We start from the raw sequence: 17,513 nt of genomic DNA on the forward strand, positions 1-17,513 counted from the left end.
TCTTTATACTGCGTTATCGCCTATTTATGTGAAATAACCACACTACATAGGCTCTGCCTTGTCTAAAAACCAAACACACTACTGCAAATTTAATCTCGAAAGATCAACAGACCCTCTCGATCACCAATAAAATCGAAATGGTAAAGAACATTTTTTTCGAAGTTTTCAGGGCCGTCAGGATCGTCGTAATAGGTATAATCACCCACAACTATATTAGGCGAGGTAATAAAGTTTTTTAAAAAGCCAACCTGAGGAAAACCCTCAACAGGGGCAGGGTTATTTGGATTAGGGCCCTGTTTAGACATAGCTACCTCATAGTTTAATTATTGTTTTTTATACACAGCCAGCGGGTGAGTAGTAACAATAGATACATGAACGCTGTCACCCGGATTAACCACAACCTCGTGGCTTACACGGCTAGTAACGAGCGTATTACAGCTTAATTTAACCGCACATAAACGGCTGCCACCTTCAAAGCGTACCCAAACAACTTCACCGTTAGGTTGATTTAAGTTTTGAATAAGCTGTACATCGTCAGGGCGAAGCAACACATCTACATCGCCACTGTCGCAGTCTATACCTTGCCCTGGTGCTACGCCAATGCTAGTGGTTGCTTGGCCATTTTCAAACTGCCCAGCAATAAAGCTTGCTTCACCTAAAAAGCGTGCTACAAAGCGATTGTTTGGCATGCTAAAGCATTGTTCAGGGCTATCGAGTTGTTGTATTTTACCGTTTTGTAATACACCTACACGGTCACCTACCGAAAGCGCTTCTTCTTGGTCGTGAGTAACCCACACGGCAGGCACTCCCGCTTCTTTTAGGGCATTTCTTATATCCCAGCGCAGCATATCTTTTAATGCGGCATCAAGGTTAGAAAGTGGTTCATCAAGTAACACAAAATCTGGCTGGTGAGCAAGTGTACGCGCAAGTGCTACGCGCTGTTTTTGACCACCAGAGAGGGTGGCTGGCTTTTTTGCTCTAAAATCATTTAGACCAAGCAGTTTAATCCAATGATCGGCAATGGCGGTGTCTTTTAATCTAAAACAAATGTTTTGCTCAACCGTTAAATGAGGAAACAATGCAAAATCTTGAAACACCATACCAACACTGCGTTTTTCAGGGGGCACATTACGTTTTGGCGTTGCGCGCCATTTGCCTACGTTTATTTCACCCTCGCTAATGGGGATAAGCCCTGCAAGTGCTTGCAATATTGTACTTTTACCGCAGCCCGTAGGGCCTACTAGCATGAGAATTTCATTTTCACCTAACGATATATTTAAATCGCTTACTACACGGTTACTGCCGTAATCTATAGACAACTGGCTTACAGATAGCATTTGTTTTTAAATCCTCAATGTTCGAGTTGGTTACGTTTTTCGCCAGACATCATAATAGCTAAGCCACAGGCAGAAATCACCACTAACAATAAACCGGGAATGGCAGCACGGCCAAAATAACCGGCTTCGTACACACGCCATAAATAGGTTGAAAGGGTTTCAAACCCGGTTGGGCCTAGCAATAGCGTTGCTTCAAGCTCGCGCATTGATTCTAAAAACACCAATGCAGCACCGGCAATAATACCACGCATTGTTAGCGGCAGGGTAATGCGAGTAAAGGCTTCACGCGGGCTTGCGCCTAATACGCGCGCCGACTTTATTAAGCTTTGATCTAAATGCTCTGTACTGGTGCGAATAGAGCCAACGGCAAGCGGTAAAAATCGTAGCATGTAAGCAATAATCAGAAGCGCTAATGTTTGATATAAAAACGGGAGTTGCAAGCCGCCATATACCAGCGCGGTGCCCATCACAATGCCAGGAATACCAAAACCAAAATAGGTAACGCGCTCCATTATTCTGCCGGCTTTTCCGCTTAATGCGGCATGAGCAACAGGAATAGCCACAATAACCGCCACTATGGCAGCAATGGCTGAGGCATACGCTGAGTTCCACGCTATGCTAAAGTCAAAGTTGCTGTAACCATCGCGTGCTAGCCAAACAAAAAATATCGCCAGCGGTAAACCAATAGCTAACAATAAAATAGGACCAAACGCAGTAATCATTGCGGTTATTTGCCATTTGGTTGGAAATAAAACCAGTGGGCGACCGTGTCGTTCAGAGGCGGTTTTTATTTGTGATTCTATTAAAAGTAAAAAGCCAACAATAACCATTAACTGCAGCGACAACATCGCCGCGCGCCCTAATGCAAACGCATTGTATTCTACGTAAATTACCCGGGTAAAGGTATCTAGGCGCATCATTGCAGGTGTACCAAAGTCTGAAAGCGTATACAGCGCCACTAATAATGAGCCCGCTGCAATACCGTTAACTACACGGGGTAAAATTACTTTAAACACACTTTGTGTCATCGACATACCCAAGGTACGCGCTGCATTTACCATGCTGGCATCTAAACTGAGCAGTGACGAGCGTGTGGTCATCATTACAAAAGGGAAGGTATACAAGGTCATTACAATGGCTGCACCGCTTAACCCATACATGGGTGGGGTTTCAAAGCCAAGTAGGTTATTTATTTCGCCCCCTGGGCCAAACGCAGCGTACAAAGTAAATGCGCCAATATAACTTGGAATAGCCAAGGGCGCGGCAAAAATCACCAGCCATATTTTTTTAAAAGGCAAATGCACATAAGCACTTATAAAAGCCAGTGGTACCCCAATCAGAATAGAGCCTAATACGGTTAAGCCCATTAGCGATAACGTATTGCCCAGTATTTTTAAATTATGACTGTCAAAAAGGGTACTGGTGTCGCTAGCAAGGGTAATTAAAATATAAACAGGGGTAATCGTAATGAGCGCTGCAAGCAGCGCCATTGGGTAAGAAGCAGGTATTCGCATTTATAAAACGCCGTTGTTGCGCATCAAGTTGATGGTGGGGCGTAAATCCGCAAGTTGAGTTAAATCAACCTTTGGTGGAGATATGTCACTCAGCGACGGTAAGCCTGCCGGTTGAGTAATGCCATTAACAAGCGGTATTTCATATGCTTCTCGGGCTAAATAACCTTGTACTTCTTCGCTTAATAAGTAACGCATAAAATTAGTAGCAAGCGGGTCATCGTTTAGCGTTAAAATACCCGAGGCATTGACTAAACAACCTGCATCTTGCTCGGTAAAGGCTAAGTCTAATTTAGCATCTGGTTTACCCGATTTAAGACGCAGCGTGTAGTAGTGATTAGCAAAACCAATATCTACTTCACCACGTTCTACCGCCATTACAACACCGAGTTCACCGGCGTATGTTTTAGCGCGCTTTTTAACTTTTTTAAGCCATTTAGCGGTTTTATCATCGCCTTCTAAAATACGCATAGCGGTAACAAACGATTGAAACGATGCATAAGCAGGCGCCCAACCAATTGATAAATCGCTATCTGCAATCTCCATTATGCTTGTTGGAATTTGATCTTTGGTTAAACGCGATGTGTTATACGGCAATGTTCTGATCCGACCGGTAACCGGCGCCCATTGATCGTATCTAAATTGCGGTTGTAACTGAGCAGATAAATCACTCGGTAGGGGCTTTGCAAGGCCTGCATCGGTAACTAGGCCAATAGCGCCTGAGTCAACCGCCCAAAATAAATCGGCACGGCGTACACCTGCCTTTGCCTCTGCCACTATAGTATTGGCCAGTGCAGCAGTCGGACCGCGGCGAATAGCTAAGTTAAAGTCAGGATTTTTTTTCTGAATCGCTTGTAATACATTTTCATACAAACCACCTTCACCACGGCCTAGGTATAAGGTTAAATCACCTTTAAGCTTTGGTAAATTATCAACAGAAACTGGGTTTGCTATATCGGCAGCTAGTGCGCGAGAAAGGGGCAGTGGCAAAGCGCCAACAACCCCTAACGCAGCTAGGCCTTGTATAAAGGTCCTACGCTTCACTTAAAAAACATCCTTACGCGACTTCTCCGCTTTTTCTATTAGCGTTTTAGCGCGGTCTAATTTAGTGTGCATATCACTTACCACGTCACGTACTTCATCAACGCTTTTAGCGCTTTTAATTGTTTGCGGTAGTGTTACGTTAAAATCTTTTTCCAGCACTTCTACTAGTTTTGCATCTTGTTCGATAAGCGTACCTTCTACGCCTTCAAAAAGGTGTAAATACGTATCGTGAACAATTTCAGTGGCTTCTTCGTTTAAGCGCTCTGCAAATTTAGCAACAACACGGTCAAGCTTGTGCTTGATTTCGTCAATGGTGGCACTTTGGGTCATGCCTTCTGTAGCAGTGGCTTTAACTGTATCAAGTAAGCCTTTTTGCTGGAATTTTGCCGCAAGCTTAACAGCACCAAGACCTTGCCACAAGGCTATGTTCATGGCTTTTTGCTGATTGCGCACTTCTTGGGCAGGCTTGTTGTTATCAATAGCCATTTTTACACCATAAATGCCTTGCCAAATTGAGGCATATACAGGCACAAAGTTAGTTTCAATGGCGCTGTGAAACTTAACCGACTCCCAATATTCAATTAAATCGTCGCTGTTTACAGCCTTAGCACCGCTTTTGCTGTAGTCAGTTACCATGGTGTCTACTTTACCAACCATCCATTCAACTTCTTCTGAATAGTCTTTAATGTTTTCTTGTAAATGGTTTACGTGCTCACCAATTGGGCCGTTAGCTAGCGCCGGTTGCGTTACAAAAGCAGAAGCTAACAATAAGCTTGCACCTAATGTTTTTACAGATTTAGAAAGGTGTTTCATAGTAAAGAGTCCGAAAAGGTAATTGTAAATGATAGACATTATCATATCCGTAATATTTACTAAAATCAATATAACAAATACGTCAATGCAAAGCTCAAAACCTGAGCAAAATTAATACCTAACAGGCAAATAATGACTATGCCTCTTAGGTATAATTTAACGCTTAGCAGTAATGCTTACCTGCAATTGCGGTGTAAATGGCATCACATAAGGTGTTTATACTGGCTGAGTCACTTATATACGGGGGCATTAGGTAAATAAGTTTACCAAAGGGTCTAATCCATACGCCTTGCTCTACAAAAAAGGCTTGAATTTTAGCAACATCTACATTGCCAGCATCATCAGTTAGCTCTACAACACCTATTGCGCCTAAGGTACGCACATTGGCTACCGCATCTAATTCATTGCACTTTTTAAGCTGTTGTAGTTGAGTGTTTATATCGCTAATGCGTTGTTGCCAATCCTGCGCCAAAAGTAAATCTATACTGGCGCACGCAACCGCACAGGCAAGCGGGTTGCCCATAAATGTAGGTCCGTGCATCAAAACGCCGGCTTCGCCTTCACTAATGCCTATGGCTATTTTATCACTGGTTAGTGTGGCCGAAAGGGTCATTGAGCCACCGGTAAGGGCTTTGCCAATACATAAAATATCAGGCTCTATATTAGCGTGCTCTACAGCAAATAATTTACCCGTGCGGCCAAACCCTGTGGCTATTTCATCGCAAATTAGTAAAACATTATATTGTGTGCATAATTTACGAACGCAGGCTAAATACTCGGGGTTGTAAAAGTTCATGCCGCCGGCGTTTTGTACTATTGGCTCAATAATAAAGGCGGCTATCTCGTGGTGGTGCGTTTTAAAGTATTGTTCAAGCGTTTGGGCTTCTGCTTGGTTAAACTCGCCATCAAATTTACTTACAGGGGCGGGTACAAACACATGCTCTGGTAAAAAACCTTTATACAAACTGTGCATAGAATTAACCGGATCGCACACGCTCATAGCGGCAAATGTATCACCATGATAACCCTTATACGGTGTCATTAATTTTTGCTTGTGTGTAAACCCTTGGCTTAACCAATATTGCAGCGCCATTTTAATCGCTACTTCTACACTTACCGAGCCGCTATCGGCTAAAAACACCTTAGTTAAACTTTTTGGGGTAATTGTAATAAGCCTTTTACACAGCTCTACCGCGCTGTTATGGGTAATGCCGCCAAACATTACATGGCTCATGCTATTAATTTGTTCAATCATGGCGTTATTTAATTCTGGATGATTATAGCCATGAATTGCACTCCACCATGAGGCCATGCCATCAATGAGTTGCTCGCCGGTTTCTAGGTAAATTAAATTATGATTTGCATGAGTAACAGGGTAAACCGGGATAGGCTGTGTCATTGATGTGTAAGGGTGCCAAATGTGGTCACGATCAAAATCAAGGTTAATCGTTTGTTTTTTATTCATATGTAAACTTTAACGTGGTGAGTTTCGTTGACAATGGTACTTCAAGACGTAGACTAATCCAACATCACCACTGAGAAAAATAAGAGACTACTATGGAACTTGCACCTGTTCGCCACGATTGGACCCACGCCCAAGTAAAGGCATTATTTGAAATGCCATTTAACGATTTATTATTTAAGGCGGCATCGGTTCATCGCGCTAACTTTAATCCTAACGAAGTACAAATATCTACTTTATTATCCATTAAAACAGGGGCTTGCCCAGAGGATTGTAAATACTGTCCGCAATCGGGGCATTATAAAACCGACTTAGAGCGCGAGCGCCTACTAGAAGTAGAAAAAGTGGTAGAGCAAGCACGCCTAGCTAAACAAAAAGGCGCAACCCGTTTTTGTATGGGCGCAGCATGGTCAGATCCAAAAGACAGAGACATGCCGTATATTTCTAAAATGGTAAAAGAAGTAAAAGAACTTGGCCTAGAAACCTGTATGACACTTGGTAAACTTACCAATGAAAAAGCACATGAGCTAAGTAGTGCAGGGCTTGATTACTACAATCATAACCTTGACACTTCGCCTGAATATTACGAGCAAATTATATCTACGCGCACCTTTGAAGACAGATTAAACACCATAGATCACGTACGCGATGCCGGCATGAAAGTATGCTCAGGCGGTATTGTCGGTATGGGCGAGCAAGCAAGCGACCGTTACGGTTTATTAATGCAGCTGGCAAATTTACCACAACAGCCTGAAAGCGTACCTATTAATATGCTGGTAAAAGTAAAAGGCACACCGCTTGAAAACGTAGACGATTTAGATCATTTTGAATTTATACGTACCATAGCCACCGCCCGTATTATGATGCCCCACAGCTATGTGCGTTTATCGGCAGGGCGCAGCGCCATGAACGAGCAAATGCAATCAATGTGCTTTTTTGCAGGCGCTAACTCAATATTTTATGGTGATAAACTACTCACAACCGAAAACCCAGAGGCCGATGCCGACATGAAGCTAATTAAAAAATTAGGCATGAACCCAGAAAAACACCAAGACTACTCAGACGAAGCCGTTGCCGCATCGCTGTCATCGCAAGTGGCCGATAAAGCAACGTCAGCCTTATTTTACGAAGCCTAAGCTTACCCTTTATGCCATTTGAATTTTTAAATACGCATTTGCAGCAACAACAGCAACATGCGTTATTGCGTAAACGCCATGTGGTGCAGCGCGCCACAGCACGTACCATTACGGTAAATAGCGCAACGTACCTTAATTTTGCCAGTAATGATTACCTAGGCTTTGGTGATTGCAGTATTAACCTTGAGCAAAACAACGTACTCGGTAGCCACAGCTCACCCTTAGTTACTGGGTATCAGGCGCAGCAACAACAGCTTGAGCAATACTTATGTAGTGCACTTGGCTACGAAGCTGGCATGTTGTTTAACTCGGGCTTTAGTGCAAATAGCAGTGTAATTAAAGCGCTGTTTAACGATAAAAGTGCGGCGCAAAACAGTGCAATTTTTCAAGATAAACTCAACCACGCTAGCTTGATTGACGGCGCAATGCACTCAAATGCCGCATTAATACGCTTTAACCATAATGATTTAAAGCATTTACGTTCGCGGCTCGAAAAATCAAAAGCACACAATAAGCTAATTATTAGCGAAGGGGTGTTTTCGATGGATGGCGACACCGCCCCCATAAAAGAGCTGCTTGCTTTAGCTAAAGAGCACAATGCTTGGCTTATGATTGACGATGCACATGGTTTTGGCGCCCTAGGTAAAACCGGTTTAGGTAGCTGTGAGGCATTATTAGATGAAGGCTTAGCACTTCCCGATATACTGGTTATTACTTTTGGAAAAGCAGTAGCAAGTAGCGGGGCCTGTGTATTAGCAAATAACCAATTTATTAATTACATGCTGCAGTTTAACCGCGACTACACGTATTCAACCGCTATGTCGCCGCTTATGGCAGCGCTTACGCTTACGCGCTTACAAGCCATTAAATGTGCAGATGTTAAACGCCAGCAGCTTAGTAGTAACATTGCTTTTTTTAAGCAGCTTTGTAAACAACACGCCATTGCGGTAATGGAGTCAAACACTGCTATTCAGCCCATTGTACTTGGCTGCGCCGAGCAAACGTTACACGCAGCACAAAGGCTCAAACAGCAGGGTATTTGGCTAACCGCTATTCGCCCACCCACGGTTGCGCATAATACCGCGCGGTTACGTGTAACATTAACAGCGGCGCATACCCATACAGATATAACAGCCCTTGTTGAGCAATTAAAAGGCGCCATAACATGATTGCGCAGGCTTTAGCTCATACCCACAGCAAGCAAGCTTTAAATAAAAAGCCCGCGCTTTTACCTATAAATGGGGCTCCACAAAAGCGTGCGCTTATACAAAGTGCTGAGCAAGTACGCCCTCATACAGCGCTTAAAAAGGGGGCGAGTGATAAGTTTTCTAAAGCAGCTGAGCAATACAACAGCCATGCCAATGTACAAAAACAGGCAGCAAGCGATTTATTTAAATTAATAAACTCCCAGCCATACAACCAAAATAAGCGCTGTGTAGATTTAGGAGCTGGCCCACTGGTTAATACCTCGCAGCTAAGCAAACAATACGGCCAAGTAATCGCGATAGATTTAAGCTTAAACATGCTTAAAAGCGCTGCATTAACTAACCCAAAAGTTTGCGCCGATATGGATAACCTGCCGCTACAAGCCAACAGTATTGACGCTATATTTAGTAACTTTGCAGTGCAGTGGTCGGCTAATTTTGAAAAATTAATGCATTCGCTTTATAAAAGCTTAAAGCCTGGCGGGCAGGCTTATATAAGCACAGTTGTTGCGGGCTCGCTTAACGAAATTAAAACAGCGTTTGCAGCGCTTGATAACCGTAGCCATATAAATACCTTTAATACACACGCTTATATAAACCGGTCGGTCCAAAAGGCAGGGTTTAGTATTAATAGTTCGCAAAAAGTAATTTATACCGATTGTTATTCAAGCCCATTAAAAGCCATCAAATCTATTAAAGCCATTGGTGCTACAACACAAAATCATGCTAATTCGCGCCAAGGATTATTAACTAAGTCGGCGCTACAGCGGGTGTGTAATGCGTATCCGCTTTTAAACAATCATGCGTGTGTATCTTACCATGTGGTATTGTTATCATTACAAAAAAGCCATGAGTAGCTAATATTAAAATTAATCAAGGCAGTAAAATGAAAGAATTTTTTATTACCGGTACCGACACCGACGCCGGAAAAACCCACGTGACTAGTTTGCTATTAAAGCTACTTGCCCAACATAAAAAAAACGCAATTGGCTTTAAGCCACTTGCCGCAGGCTGCGAAATGGCGTTTGATCAGCTAGTTAATGCTGATGCACTAATGCTAATGGAAAGTGCCACGGTAAGTGCCAAATACGATGTAATAAATCCCTTTGCCTTTGCGCCGCCCATTGCGCCGCACATAGCCGCAGAACAAGTGGGGGTAAACATTACGCTCGATAAACTAAGCGCAGCGTACTCAACGCTTAAACAACAAGGTGCCGATTACCACCTAACCGAAGGCGCTGGTGGCTGGGCACTGCCAATTAATAATACCGATTATTTATACGACTGGGTTAAGGCCGAGCAACTACCCGTAATTTTAGTAGTAGGCATGAAACTAGGCTGTTTAAACCATGCTTTACTCACCGCTGCCCATATGCAAAGTTTAGGCATTAATTGTGTAGGCTGGATTGCAAACCAAGTTGACCCAAATATGGACGAATACCAAGCTAACCTTGATTCGTTAAAAGCACGCTTGCCATTTCCTATTTTGGCTATAAGCCCATACAGCGAGCAAACCCCTAAACTGCAAATATACAAAACCTTACTTAATACCCTCAATATACAGAGCTAATTGTGGCTGCTTTGCGTTTTTAAATGCAAAGCAGTTTTTATATTAAATACATGAGCTTATTAATTGTATTTACGCCTTGAAATTACCCCCTTTAGTACACATATTACAAATTAAAGCTATTGTTACTAAGGAAATAAACCGCTACATGACGCACCCATACATTAAACGCTTCGCTCAAAACACACAGGTAACGGGGGAACCCGAGGTAAAGCCAAGTGCTCAGCCTAAAACCCGTGTGGGCATTTTAGGTGGCGGCACAGCAGGGGCAACAATAGCTATTCGATTGGCAGCGCTAGGGATTCAGACAACTATTTTTGAGAAAAAAAAGTCACTTATAGATGGCCCACCTATGTGCCATTTACATGCCGGTGGTAATTTATACCGTGAAATACCAGACGAAGACTGCATAGATTTACTCAAACAATGTATTGATATTTTACGCCTATACCCCTACACCATAGACGTACGCCCAACCGTGTTTGCAGTGCCAACGCGCGATGACGACTCACCCGATGATTTACTACCACGATTAAATAAAATCACCAACGCGTATAAAGAGTTAGTTGAGCAAGACCCTAACAACAAAGTACTTGGCGAGCCCGACAATTACTACCAGCTGTATAGTCATGAGCAAATGATAGCGCTGAGTAAAAAAGAGCAGGTTAGTGAGCCTAAAACGCTAGATGAGTGGATGATCCCCGTTGCTAAGCACCTAAACTTAAACAAAGTAAAATACCCGCTAATTGTTGCGCAAGAATACGGGTGGAATATTTTTAGGTTATCGGCCAGCGCCCAACTTGCGCTTGCCCAGTACGAACACGCTAATGTACTTACCAGCACAGAAGTAAAGCAAGTTAGCCAAGCTGAGCAAACCAGTGCCAATAACCAATCGCCAATCTGGAAAATTGAATACCAAAATAACCAAAGCGACTCTACGCAAACAGTAGAGGTAGACTACCTTATTAATGCCTGCGGCTTTCAAACCGGTATTGTAGATGACATGGTAGGCGTAGAGGCCAAACGTATGGTCGAATTTAAAGCCTCTTACATTACGCATTGGCAAGGAGCTGGCGGGCAAATTCCAGAAATTATTATTTATGGTAACCGTGGTACGCCAGAAGGTATGGCACAGCTAACGCCTTATCCTAATGGCTATTATCAAATTCATGGTATGACCAACTCAATTACCTTGTTTAACGATGGCCTAGCCGATACCAACGAGCACAGTGCACAGCCGCAATTGCCAGCTAAATACTTAAATTACATAAACAATGGGTGGGATCAGCAAGTACTAAAAGCACGTAGCCAAAAAGCGATTGATTATGTTGCCGAGTTTGTTCCGGCATTTAAAAACGCCAACACGCAAAACAATGCCTTGTTTGGTGGCCAGCAAATCCCAGGAGAAGACGACACCTTGCGCGTCGCAGATGTTAGCTTATATTCGCATATTAGCTACGCACGAGCCGAAAATGTAAAAGCGTCATCTACCTTAATCGCTGCTGATGAAATAGTGGCTGAATTTACTAAACTTGGCCTAATAAGCGACGATGCGCACATAAATGAGCATCGTACTCATCACCAGTGGACGTATCTTCAACAACACAACCATGCAGATATAACCAAGGTGGCACAATTACTCGCAAAAGAGCGCGGCTTTCCTACAGATATGGCAACAATTAATAATTGCATTACAACTAGCGGCATAACCAGCAACTAATTGTTTTTATTGGCGTAACGATGTTTAATAACTGCGTTACGCCACACTTTACTTCCTTTTTAAACTCCTCAAAAAATTTATTAATAAACCTGCAAATAACCCTTGCGTTATGACATAGTTTGTCACAGAATAGCCTTAACGTAATGACATAGTGTGTCATAGCGTAATGATTGCTTTAACCTAATTTTATTTTATGTTCGGTGATCAAACCTATTTTTGTGAGGACAATATGAAACGTATATTTTTGTTTTTATTAACTAACCTAGCGGTTATGTTGGTATTAGGTGTAGTGCTTTCAATAATAATGAGCGCGCTGGGTTTAAGCCATCGTAGCCTTGGCGGAATATTACTTATAGCCTCTGTATTCGGCTTTGGTGGCTCGTTTATTTCGTTATTTATGTCTAAGTGGATTGCTAAAAAATCAACAGGCGCACAGGTAATTACTCAACCGCGCAACGAAACCGAGCACTGGCTTGTACAAACTGTATCAGCACAAGCGCAAAAATCAGGTATAAAAATGCCTGAAGTAGCAATTTACGACAGCCCAGAAATGAATGCCTTTGCAACCGGACCAAGTAAAAACAACTCGCTGGTGGCGGTCAGCACTGGTTTATTACATAACATGAATCAAGACCAAGCCGAGGCCGTACTTGCCCACGAAGTATCGCACGTTGCTAATGGTGACATGGTAACGCTTACGCTAATACAAGGCGTGGTAAATACCTTTGTAATATTTGCCGCAAAAGTACTGGCAGGCATAGTTGATAACTTTTTAAATGGCGATGAAGAAGAGGGCGGTAGTAGCTGGTCTTACTTTTTATTCGACATGTTATTCCAAGTTGTATTTGGTGTGCTTGCAAGCATAGTGGTAGCAAGTTACAGCCGTAAGCGTGAATTTGCAGCCGACAGCGGCGCAGCTAAATTAGTAGGTGCAGACAAAATGCGCTCAGCACTTGAGCGATTAAAGCAAAACCATCCGTCGCAATTACAAGGCTCAATGATGGCCTTTGGTATAGCAAGTGGTAAAGGGATGGCTGAACTGTTTTCATCTCACCCACCGCTAGATGCGCGTATAGACGCCCTGCGTAAATAAGCTAACCCTTATTTAAAAACACAAAAGCCAGCTAATTAGCTGGCTTTTTAGTATGTGGTAATCGGTTTATCAAACGTTAAAGTTATTGACCAAAAATAATATCGGTAATTCCCTCTGGTGAGAGTATTTCTATCCAGTAGCCGTCAGGGTCTTTTATAAATGCTAGGCCCTTCATTGAGCCATCATCTGGCTTTTTAACAAATTCTACATCGTACTTTGCAAAGCGCTCACTGGCAGCGTATACATCGGGTACGCTAATACCAATATGGCCAAAGCCTTTAGGCTCTTGGTTACCGCTGTGGTAGCCCTCAAAGCTATCGTCATCTTCTGTACCCCAGTTATGGGTAAGCTCAATTAGCGCAGGGCGACCAAATACCCATTTAGCTTTGGTTTTATCATCACCTTGCGGCTGCTCTGGCTCGTAGCCTAAAAAGTACAATGTAAACTTCATTTCAGGAAAGTCATACTTACCTAACAGCTTCATACCTAATACATTTTGATAAAATTCGAGCGACGGTTTGGGATCTTTAATACGCAACATAGTTTGCTGCATCACATATCCTTTAGTGGCCTGTTCAATTTGCTCTGGCGATTCGTTATAGCTAGACATGGTAATCCTTTGTATAAATTAAGAAGCGAAAACTTAGATATAATGCTTAAGTTATCATAATCAACCATCGTTTAAATTTAAACTGCCCTGAGCATAAAAGAGTGATGCAAAATAGTCAGTGAAGCTTAATATCATTTATCATTAATGCGCCCCATGTAGTTTCATCGCTACAGCCATTTATTTCTGAGCTTATAAACATACACCCATACCCATTGGCTTCTGTTTTTTGAATTTCTGTGTAAACACTAGCACCATCATCAGATAACCAAGTAGTGGTGCGTTCACGGCCATAAGGTAATATAAGAGGAATAGGAATGATTGGCGAAATTATAACACCCACCCATTTAAAGCCATCTCCATACTTAATTTGTTTAACGGCGGTACCTTTAACTGGCTTTTGGCCTGAAGTATACGTTTCAACGTGCACTAAATCGTAAGAAACACACCCTTGTACCAGTATTAATACTCCGATAACTATCGCTTTTTTAATTAATTTCAAGATAAATCCCTTTATAACGTTATTGAGCAAAGAAAACTGTTAATTTGTACCTAAAATGATAATCACATTATCCTATGAAAAAGTAAACTTATAACTCCATAGCGGTTACTTTGAATACTTTTGTAATACGTAGGTACCTATGTCGATAAACAAAGTACGATGCTAAGTAAAATTAAGTTTGTAAAACAATTAGCAAAATAAAATAGGGCGCTTTATTCATCGTTATTTAACTATGTGCAATGTAGGGTTTAATTAACTATTGCAGGAACTACTTACAGTAAGTAAATAACGCATATAAAGGAGTAACTATGTTTTTTGATGATATGCAGGGCTTAATACGCGTACTTATTATTGGCGTGCTGGGTTATGTAGCGCTGGTGTTTTGGCTGCGTATATCGGGTAAGCGTACGCTTTCTAAATGGAACGTGTTTGATTTTATTGTCACTATTGCGCTGGGATCTATTTTAGCCTCGGTGATCATTACAAAAAGCGTTGCGCTGCTAGAGGGCTTGCTCGCGTTTGTTGTGTTAATAGGGCTGCAATATTTTATTACGTGGCTAAGTGTGCGCTCATCTAAATTTGCTTCGCTTATAAAAGCAGAGCCTACGCTATTGCTGAGTAATGGTGAATACTGCACGGCGGCACTTAAATCGCAGCGGGTAACTAAATCCGAAATTCGTGCTGCTATTCGTGGTGCGGGTATATTAGCCATAGAAGATGTAGCCGCTGTAGTGCTAGAAACCGACGGCAGTTTTAGCGTACTAAAACAAAATAACAGTGGGTTAAAAACGGCGCTGAGTGATGTTAGCGAGCAATAAAGTAAGGCGCTATTACTTATACTTGTACTTATACTTATACTTATATTAATTAAGGCAGGTTTAATTCCTGCCTTATCATTTATTAAAGCCTAATTTATTTAGCGTGCTGCTCTAACAAACTAAAGGTAGGTAAACGCCACTTAAAGCGAATTGAGGCCATACGTATTAAGTAGCCTGCAACAAGGCTTACAATAATGCTGATATTGTCATCAATATTGTAATGGTGCAGTGCCAAGAATAAGCAGGCAACCAGTAACGATACACTCGCGTATAACTCGTTATGTAATACTAAAGGCGCTTGGCGACAGATTAGATCGCGCAGTAAGCCACCAAAAACACCGGTTACAACCGCAGCCACTACACAAATACCATAGTGCAGGCCCATATTTAGCCCAACTTGGCAGCCTATAATGCTAAACGCCGCAAGCCCTAGCGCATCTAAGCGCATAAAAATGCCTTTAAATTTAACCACCCACTTAGCAAGCCACGTAGTCACAATGCCCGCTATACAAGTAATTAAAAGGTATTCAGGGTGCTGAACCCAGGTAAGTGGGTAATTGCCAAGTAAAATATCTCGCACACTGCCACCACCAATTGCTGTTGCACTGGCAACCAGTACAACGCCAAACCAATCCATTTTCATTCGCCCAGCGCTAAGTGCGCCGGTCATGGCTTCTGCAGTAATACCAATAATATAAACAACGGTTAATAGCATGAGATAATCACTTGAAAATTGCACGTAAAAATAAGGTGTGGATTGTATAGATAAATTAAGTAAATAACGAATGAAAAATCACACTAAAAACGCTTAATTCAGATAGAAATAACTAATAACAAAACTGAGTGTAAACAAGCTGTTAAGCTAATCGCTTCGCAAAAGTTTGCAGTAGTAGAACAAAGGACAAATGGCCGTAATTTATAAAATAAAACAGGCTATTTTTTGCTGATTTTAAAAGCTCATAGCTCGGTATTTTCCCTATACGGTTAAGTGTTTTGGCAACTAATTGGCGTCTTTAAATTAACCTAATATGAATATTTGGTTGCGTGGTAGCAATTTAGGAACGTATACTAACGACTCTTAACTTAAATGGAATTTGCGTAATCGCAGCTTAATCAGCACAGGTAAATACATGAACAAAGGATTGTTAAAAGCGTGGAATGACGAAAAGGGCTTTGGTTTTATTAAATCAGACACCCTAGCTCACGACACCTTTATACACATTTCAGCGCTCAAACACATGAGCCGCAAGCCAAAAGTGGGCGACACCATTTATTTTGAAGTCGCTACACAGCCCGATGGCAAAACCAAAGCAGTTAATTGCCGGATAGAAGGCGTAGCTGCACTTAAAGTAACACCTAAAAAATCAAACCATCATCGTGTTGCTAAATCTAATTTTACCGACAGTTTTTTAGGCAAAGTCGCCTCAATTAGCATTATCGCTGTACTTGGCTTTATCGCAGTAAATAAATACACCCATTATCAAAGTAACGAGCAATTTAATAACCACACTCCCGTTATTACCAACGCCGATTTAGCCACCTTTGATGAGCAATACCCAAAAATTGAGATACATCAAAACACACAAAATTTTACTTGTGACGGCAGGCAGCACTGTAGCCAAATGACTTCCCGTGCAGAGGCGGTGTTTTTTATAAATAACTGCCCCAATACAAAAATGGATGGTGACGGTGATGGTGACCCATGTGAGAGGGATTCACGGTTCCAAGATGAGTGGTAATTTTAGAAACCGATTAGTTAAAAGTTAAATTTAAGATGGGTTTTACCGTGCACTGTATAAAAATACAGTGGTGCATAATTTGCCTCATAACATTATTAAAAGGCGTCATGGGGTTAAATAACAAAGGCTGCTGAGTAGCAATTGTTATTGTCTGATTATAAACGAGTTATATGGTGTAATTATCGACCAACGTAATATAAGTCGTTTTTGGGCACTATACCCCAAAGTGGGGTTCAATAAGCTGTTATTTTTTTAAGGAGAAGCGTTTGCCAAAATATCATGAAATACAAAGCAGGTTTGAATGGTTAAATGCATTTTTTCGTTCGTATTATTAATTTTTAGTGATTCAACATAAATGTGATGACTTAGATCGTTCGTATAAAGATACGTGCCCTTTTACACATTTAAATAATGTTCTGTTATATGACACAGTCATAAATTGGTGCAAGATATTTGGTTCCCATAAAGAAGAATGTCATTGGGAAAAAGTTGTAAAGAAACCATGGTCATTTGCGTAGTTATCTCTTTAACTCAATTGGTAAAACGCAAGAAGAGTTCTCTGGATATCAAGAGAAAATAGTCGACTTTAGAAATAAATGGGTAGTTCACTTTGACCCTAATTATATACATCCAGCTGTTCCATTTTACGATATTGCACATGATAGCGCTGTTGCGCTTCATTGTTAACTTAAAGAACAATCAAATGAAGAGTTACATTATGGTGGACCAGAGGGTATAGAAGAGTTTGGAAAAGGTGTTTCTAAAACATTATTTTCAAATTTATTAACCGGCGTAAATAAAGCATAACAAGTGCATTTTTTTCTTAAAAGAAAATGACGCAAAAAAGCGCCCAACATGCTCCACAGCTCATACGGGCGTTATTGTAGTGGCATAGTTAATTTGGCCACCCATTAAGAAAGAAATGTTATGCTAATAAGCATACAAATTTGGGTGAAAAA

Annotated in this window: 17 protein-coding genes and 1 pseudogene; 9 read left to right on the forward strand and 9 right to left on the reverse strand. The window is 41.6% G+C overall.

All coding sequences use genetic code 11. From position 1 onward, the window contains the following. Window positions 1-116: 116 nt before the first annotated feature. From MTF64_RS06705 to bioA, 6 genes and pseudogenes are all read right to left on the reverse strand, one after another. Window positions 117-305: pseudogene (locus MTF64_RS06705) on the reverse strand (chloramphenicol acetyltransferase); the annotation flags it as partial. Between the two features lie 18 nt (window positions 306-323). Further along, the gene (locus MTF64_RS06710) at window positions 324-1,337 is read right to left on the reverse strand and encodes an ABC transporter ATP-binding protein (protein WP_004586644.1); all 1,014 of its coding nucleotides are present in this window, start codon (window positions 1,335-1,337) and stop codon (window positions 324-326) included. A gap of 14 nt (window positions 1,338-1,351) precedes the next feature. Beyond that, window positions 1,352-2,851: an iron ABC transporter permease gene (locus MTF64_RS06715; RefSeq protein ID WP_248450964.1), complete on the reverse strand. Its 1,500-nt coding sequence runs from the start codon at window positions 2,849-2,851 to the stop codon at window positions 1,352-1,354. Further along, on the reverse strand, window positions 2,852-3,892 hold the full coding sequence (locus MTF64_RS06720; RefSeq protein WP_248450965.1) for an extracellular solute-binding protein: 1,041 nt from the start codon (window positions 3,890-3,892) through the stop codon (window positions 2,852-2,854). It lies immediately after the preceding gene. Next, on the reverse strand, window positions 3,893-4,705 hold the full coding sequence (locus MTF64_RS06725) for a hypothetical protein (protein ID WP_004586641.1): 813 nt from the start codon (window positions 4,703-4,705) through the stop codon (window positions 3,893-3,895). Between the two features lie 163 nt (window positions 4,706-4,868). Further along, complete coding sequence (gene bioA / locus MTF64_RS06730; RefSeq protein WP_248450966.1) at window positions 4,869-6,170, reverse strand: adenosylmethionine--8-amino-7-oxononanoate transaminase; 1,302 nt, start codon at window positions 6,168-6,170, stop codon at window positions 4,869-4,871. Window positions 6,171-6,262: 92 nt separating this feature from the next. On the opposite strand from bioA, the gene bioB reads away from it, so the two are divergent. The 6 genes from bioB (at window position 6,263) to htpX (ending at window position 12,888) form a co-directional block, all read left to right on the forward strand. Beyond that, window positions 6,263-7,303 carry a biotin synthase BioB gene (gene bioB, locus MTF64_RS06735; protein WP_004586639.1) on the forward strand — a complete coding sequence of 347 codons (1,041 nt, stop codon included), beginning with the start codon at window positions 6,263-6,265 and terminating at the stop codon, window positions 7,301-7,303. An 11-nt stretch (window positions 7,304-7,314) separates the two neighbouring features. After that, complete coding sequence (locus MTF64_RS06740; protein WP_248450967.1) at window positions 7,315-8,472, forward strand: 8-amino-7-oxononanoate synthase; 1,158 nt, start codon at window positions 7,315-7,317, stop codon at window positions 8,470-8,472. After that, window positions 8,469-9,365, forward strand: a complete 897-nt coding sequence (locus MTF64_RS06745; RefSeq protein WP_248450968.1) for a methyltransferase domain-containing protein — start codon at window positions 8,469-8,471, stop codon at window positions 9,363-9,365. The genes MTF64_RS06740 and MTF64_RS06745 overlap by 4 nt, the downstream gene beginning before the upstream one ends. Window positions 9,366-9,394: 29 nt before the next feature. Further along, window positions 9,395-10,078: a dethiobiotin synthase gene (bioD, locus tag MTF64_RS06750; protein WP_248450969.1), complete on the forward strand. Its 684-nt coding sequence runs from the start codon at window positions 9,395-9,397 to the stop codon at window positions 10,076-10,078. A gap of 145 nt (window positions 10,079-10,223) precedes the next feature. After that, entirely contained in the window at window positions 10,224-11,795 is a 1,572-nt protein-coding gene (locus MTF64_RS06755) for an FAD-dependent oxidoreductase (protein ID WP_248450970.1), read from the forward strand. Between the two features lie 229 nt (window positions 11,796-12,024). Next, window positions 12,025-12,888, forward strand: a complete 864-nt coding sequence (htpX, locus tag MTF64_RS06760; RefSeq protein ID WP_248450971.1) for a protease HtpX — start codon at window positions 12,025-12,027, stop codon at window positions 12,886-12,888. A gap of 82 nt (window positions 12,889-12,970) precedes the next feature. Here the strand turns inward: htpX and gloA are convergent, their stop codons facing one another. Continuing rightward, window positions 12,971-13,498 (reverse strand): lactoylglutathione lyase, encoded by a 528-nt coding sequence (gene gloA / locus MTF64_RS06765; RefSeq protein WP_248450972.1) that lies wholly within the window; start codon window positions 13,496-13,498, stop codon window positions 12,971-12,973. 115 nt (window positions 13,499-13,613) lie between these two features. Further along, window positions 13,614-13,997 carry a hypothetical protein gene (locus MTF64_RS06770; RefSeq protein ID WP_064387312.1) on the reverse strand — a complete coding sequence of 128 codons (384 nt, stop codon included), beginning with the start codon at window positions 13,995-13,997 and terminating at the stop codon, window positions 13,614-13,616. Between the two features lie 308 nt (window positions 13,998-14,305). Between MTF64_RS06770 and MTF64_RS06775 the strand changes: the two genes are divergently transcribed. Further along, the gene (locus tag MTF64_RS06775; protein ID WP_064387311.1) at window positions 14,306-14,815 is read left to right on the forward strand and encodes a YetF domain-containing protein; all 510 of its coding nucleotides are present in this window, start codon (window positions 14,306-14,308) and stop codon (window positions 14,813-14,815) included. A gap of 94 nt (window positions 14,816-14,909) precedes the next feature. On the opposite strand, the gene MTF64_RS06780 is transcribed toward MTF64_RS06775, so the two are convergent. Continuing rightward, window positions 14,910-15,530 carry a trimeric intracellular cation channel family protein gene (locus tag MTF64_RS06780; RefSeq protein ID WP_058550084.1) on the reverse strand — a complete coding sequence of 207 codons (621 nt, stop codon included), beginning with the start codon at window positions 15,528-15,530 and terminating at the stop codon, window positions 14,910-14,912. A 415-nt stretch (window positions 15,531-15,945) separates the two neighbouring features. Here MTF64_RS06780 and MTF64_RS06785 point away from each other — a divergent pair, with 415 nt between their 5' ends. Further along, entirely contained in the window at window positions 15,946-16,554 is a 609-nt protein-coding gene (locus MTF64_RS06785; RefSeq protein WP_248450973.1) for a cold shock domain-containing protein, read from the forward strand. 510 nt (window positions 16,555-17,064) lie between these two features. After that, the gene (locus tag MTF64_RS06790) at window positions 17,065-17,241 is read left to right on the forward strand and encodes a hypothetical protein (RefSeq protein WP_248450974.1); all 177 of its coding nucleotides are present in this window, start codon (window positions 17,065-17,067) and stop codon (window positions 17,239-17,241) included. The last annotated feature ends 272 nt before the right edge of the window (window positions 17,242-17,513 follow it).

This window comes from Pseudoalteromonas sp. 2CM41L (assembly GCF_023161905.1).
GTDB lineage: Bacteria > Pseudomonadota > Gammaproteobacteria > Enterobacterales > Alteromonadaceae > Pseudoalteromonas > Pseudoalteromonas atlantica.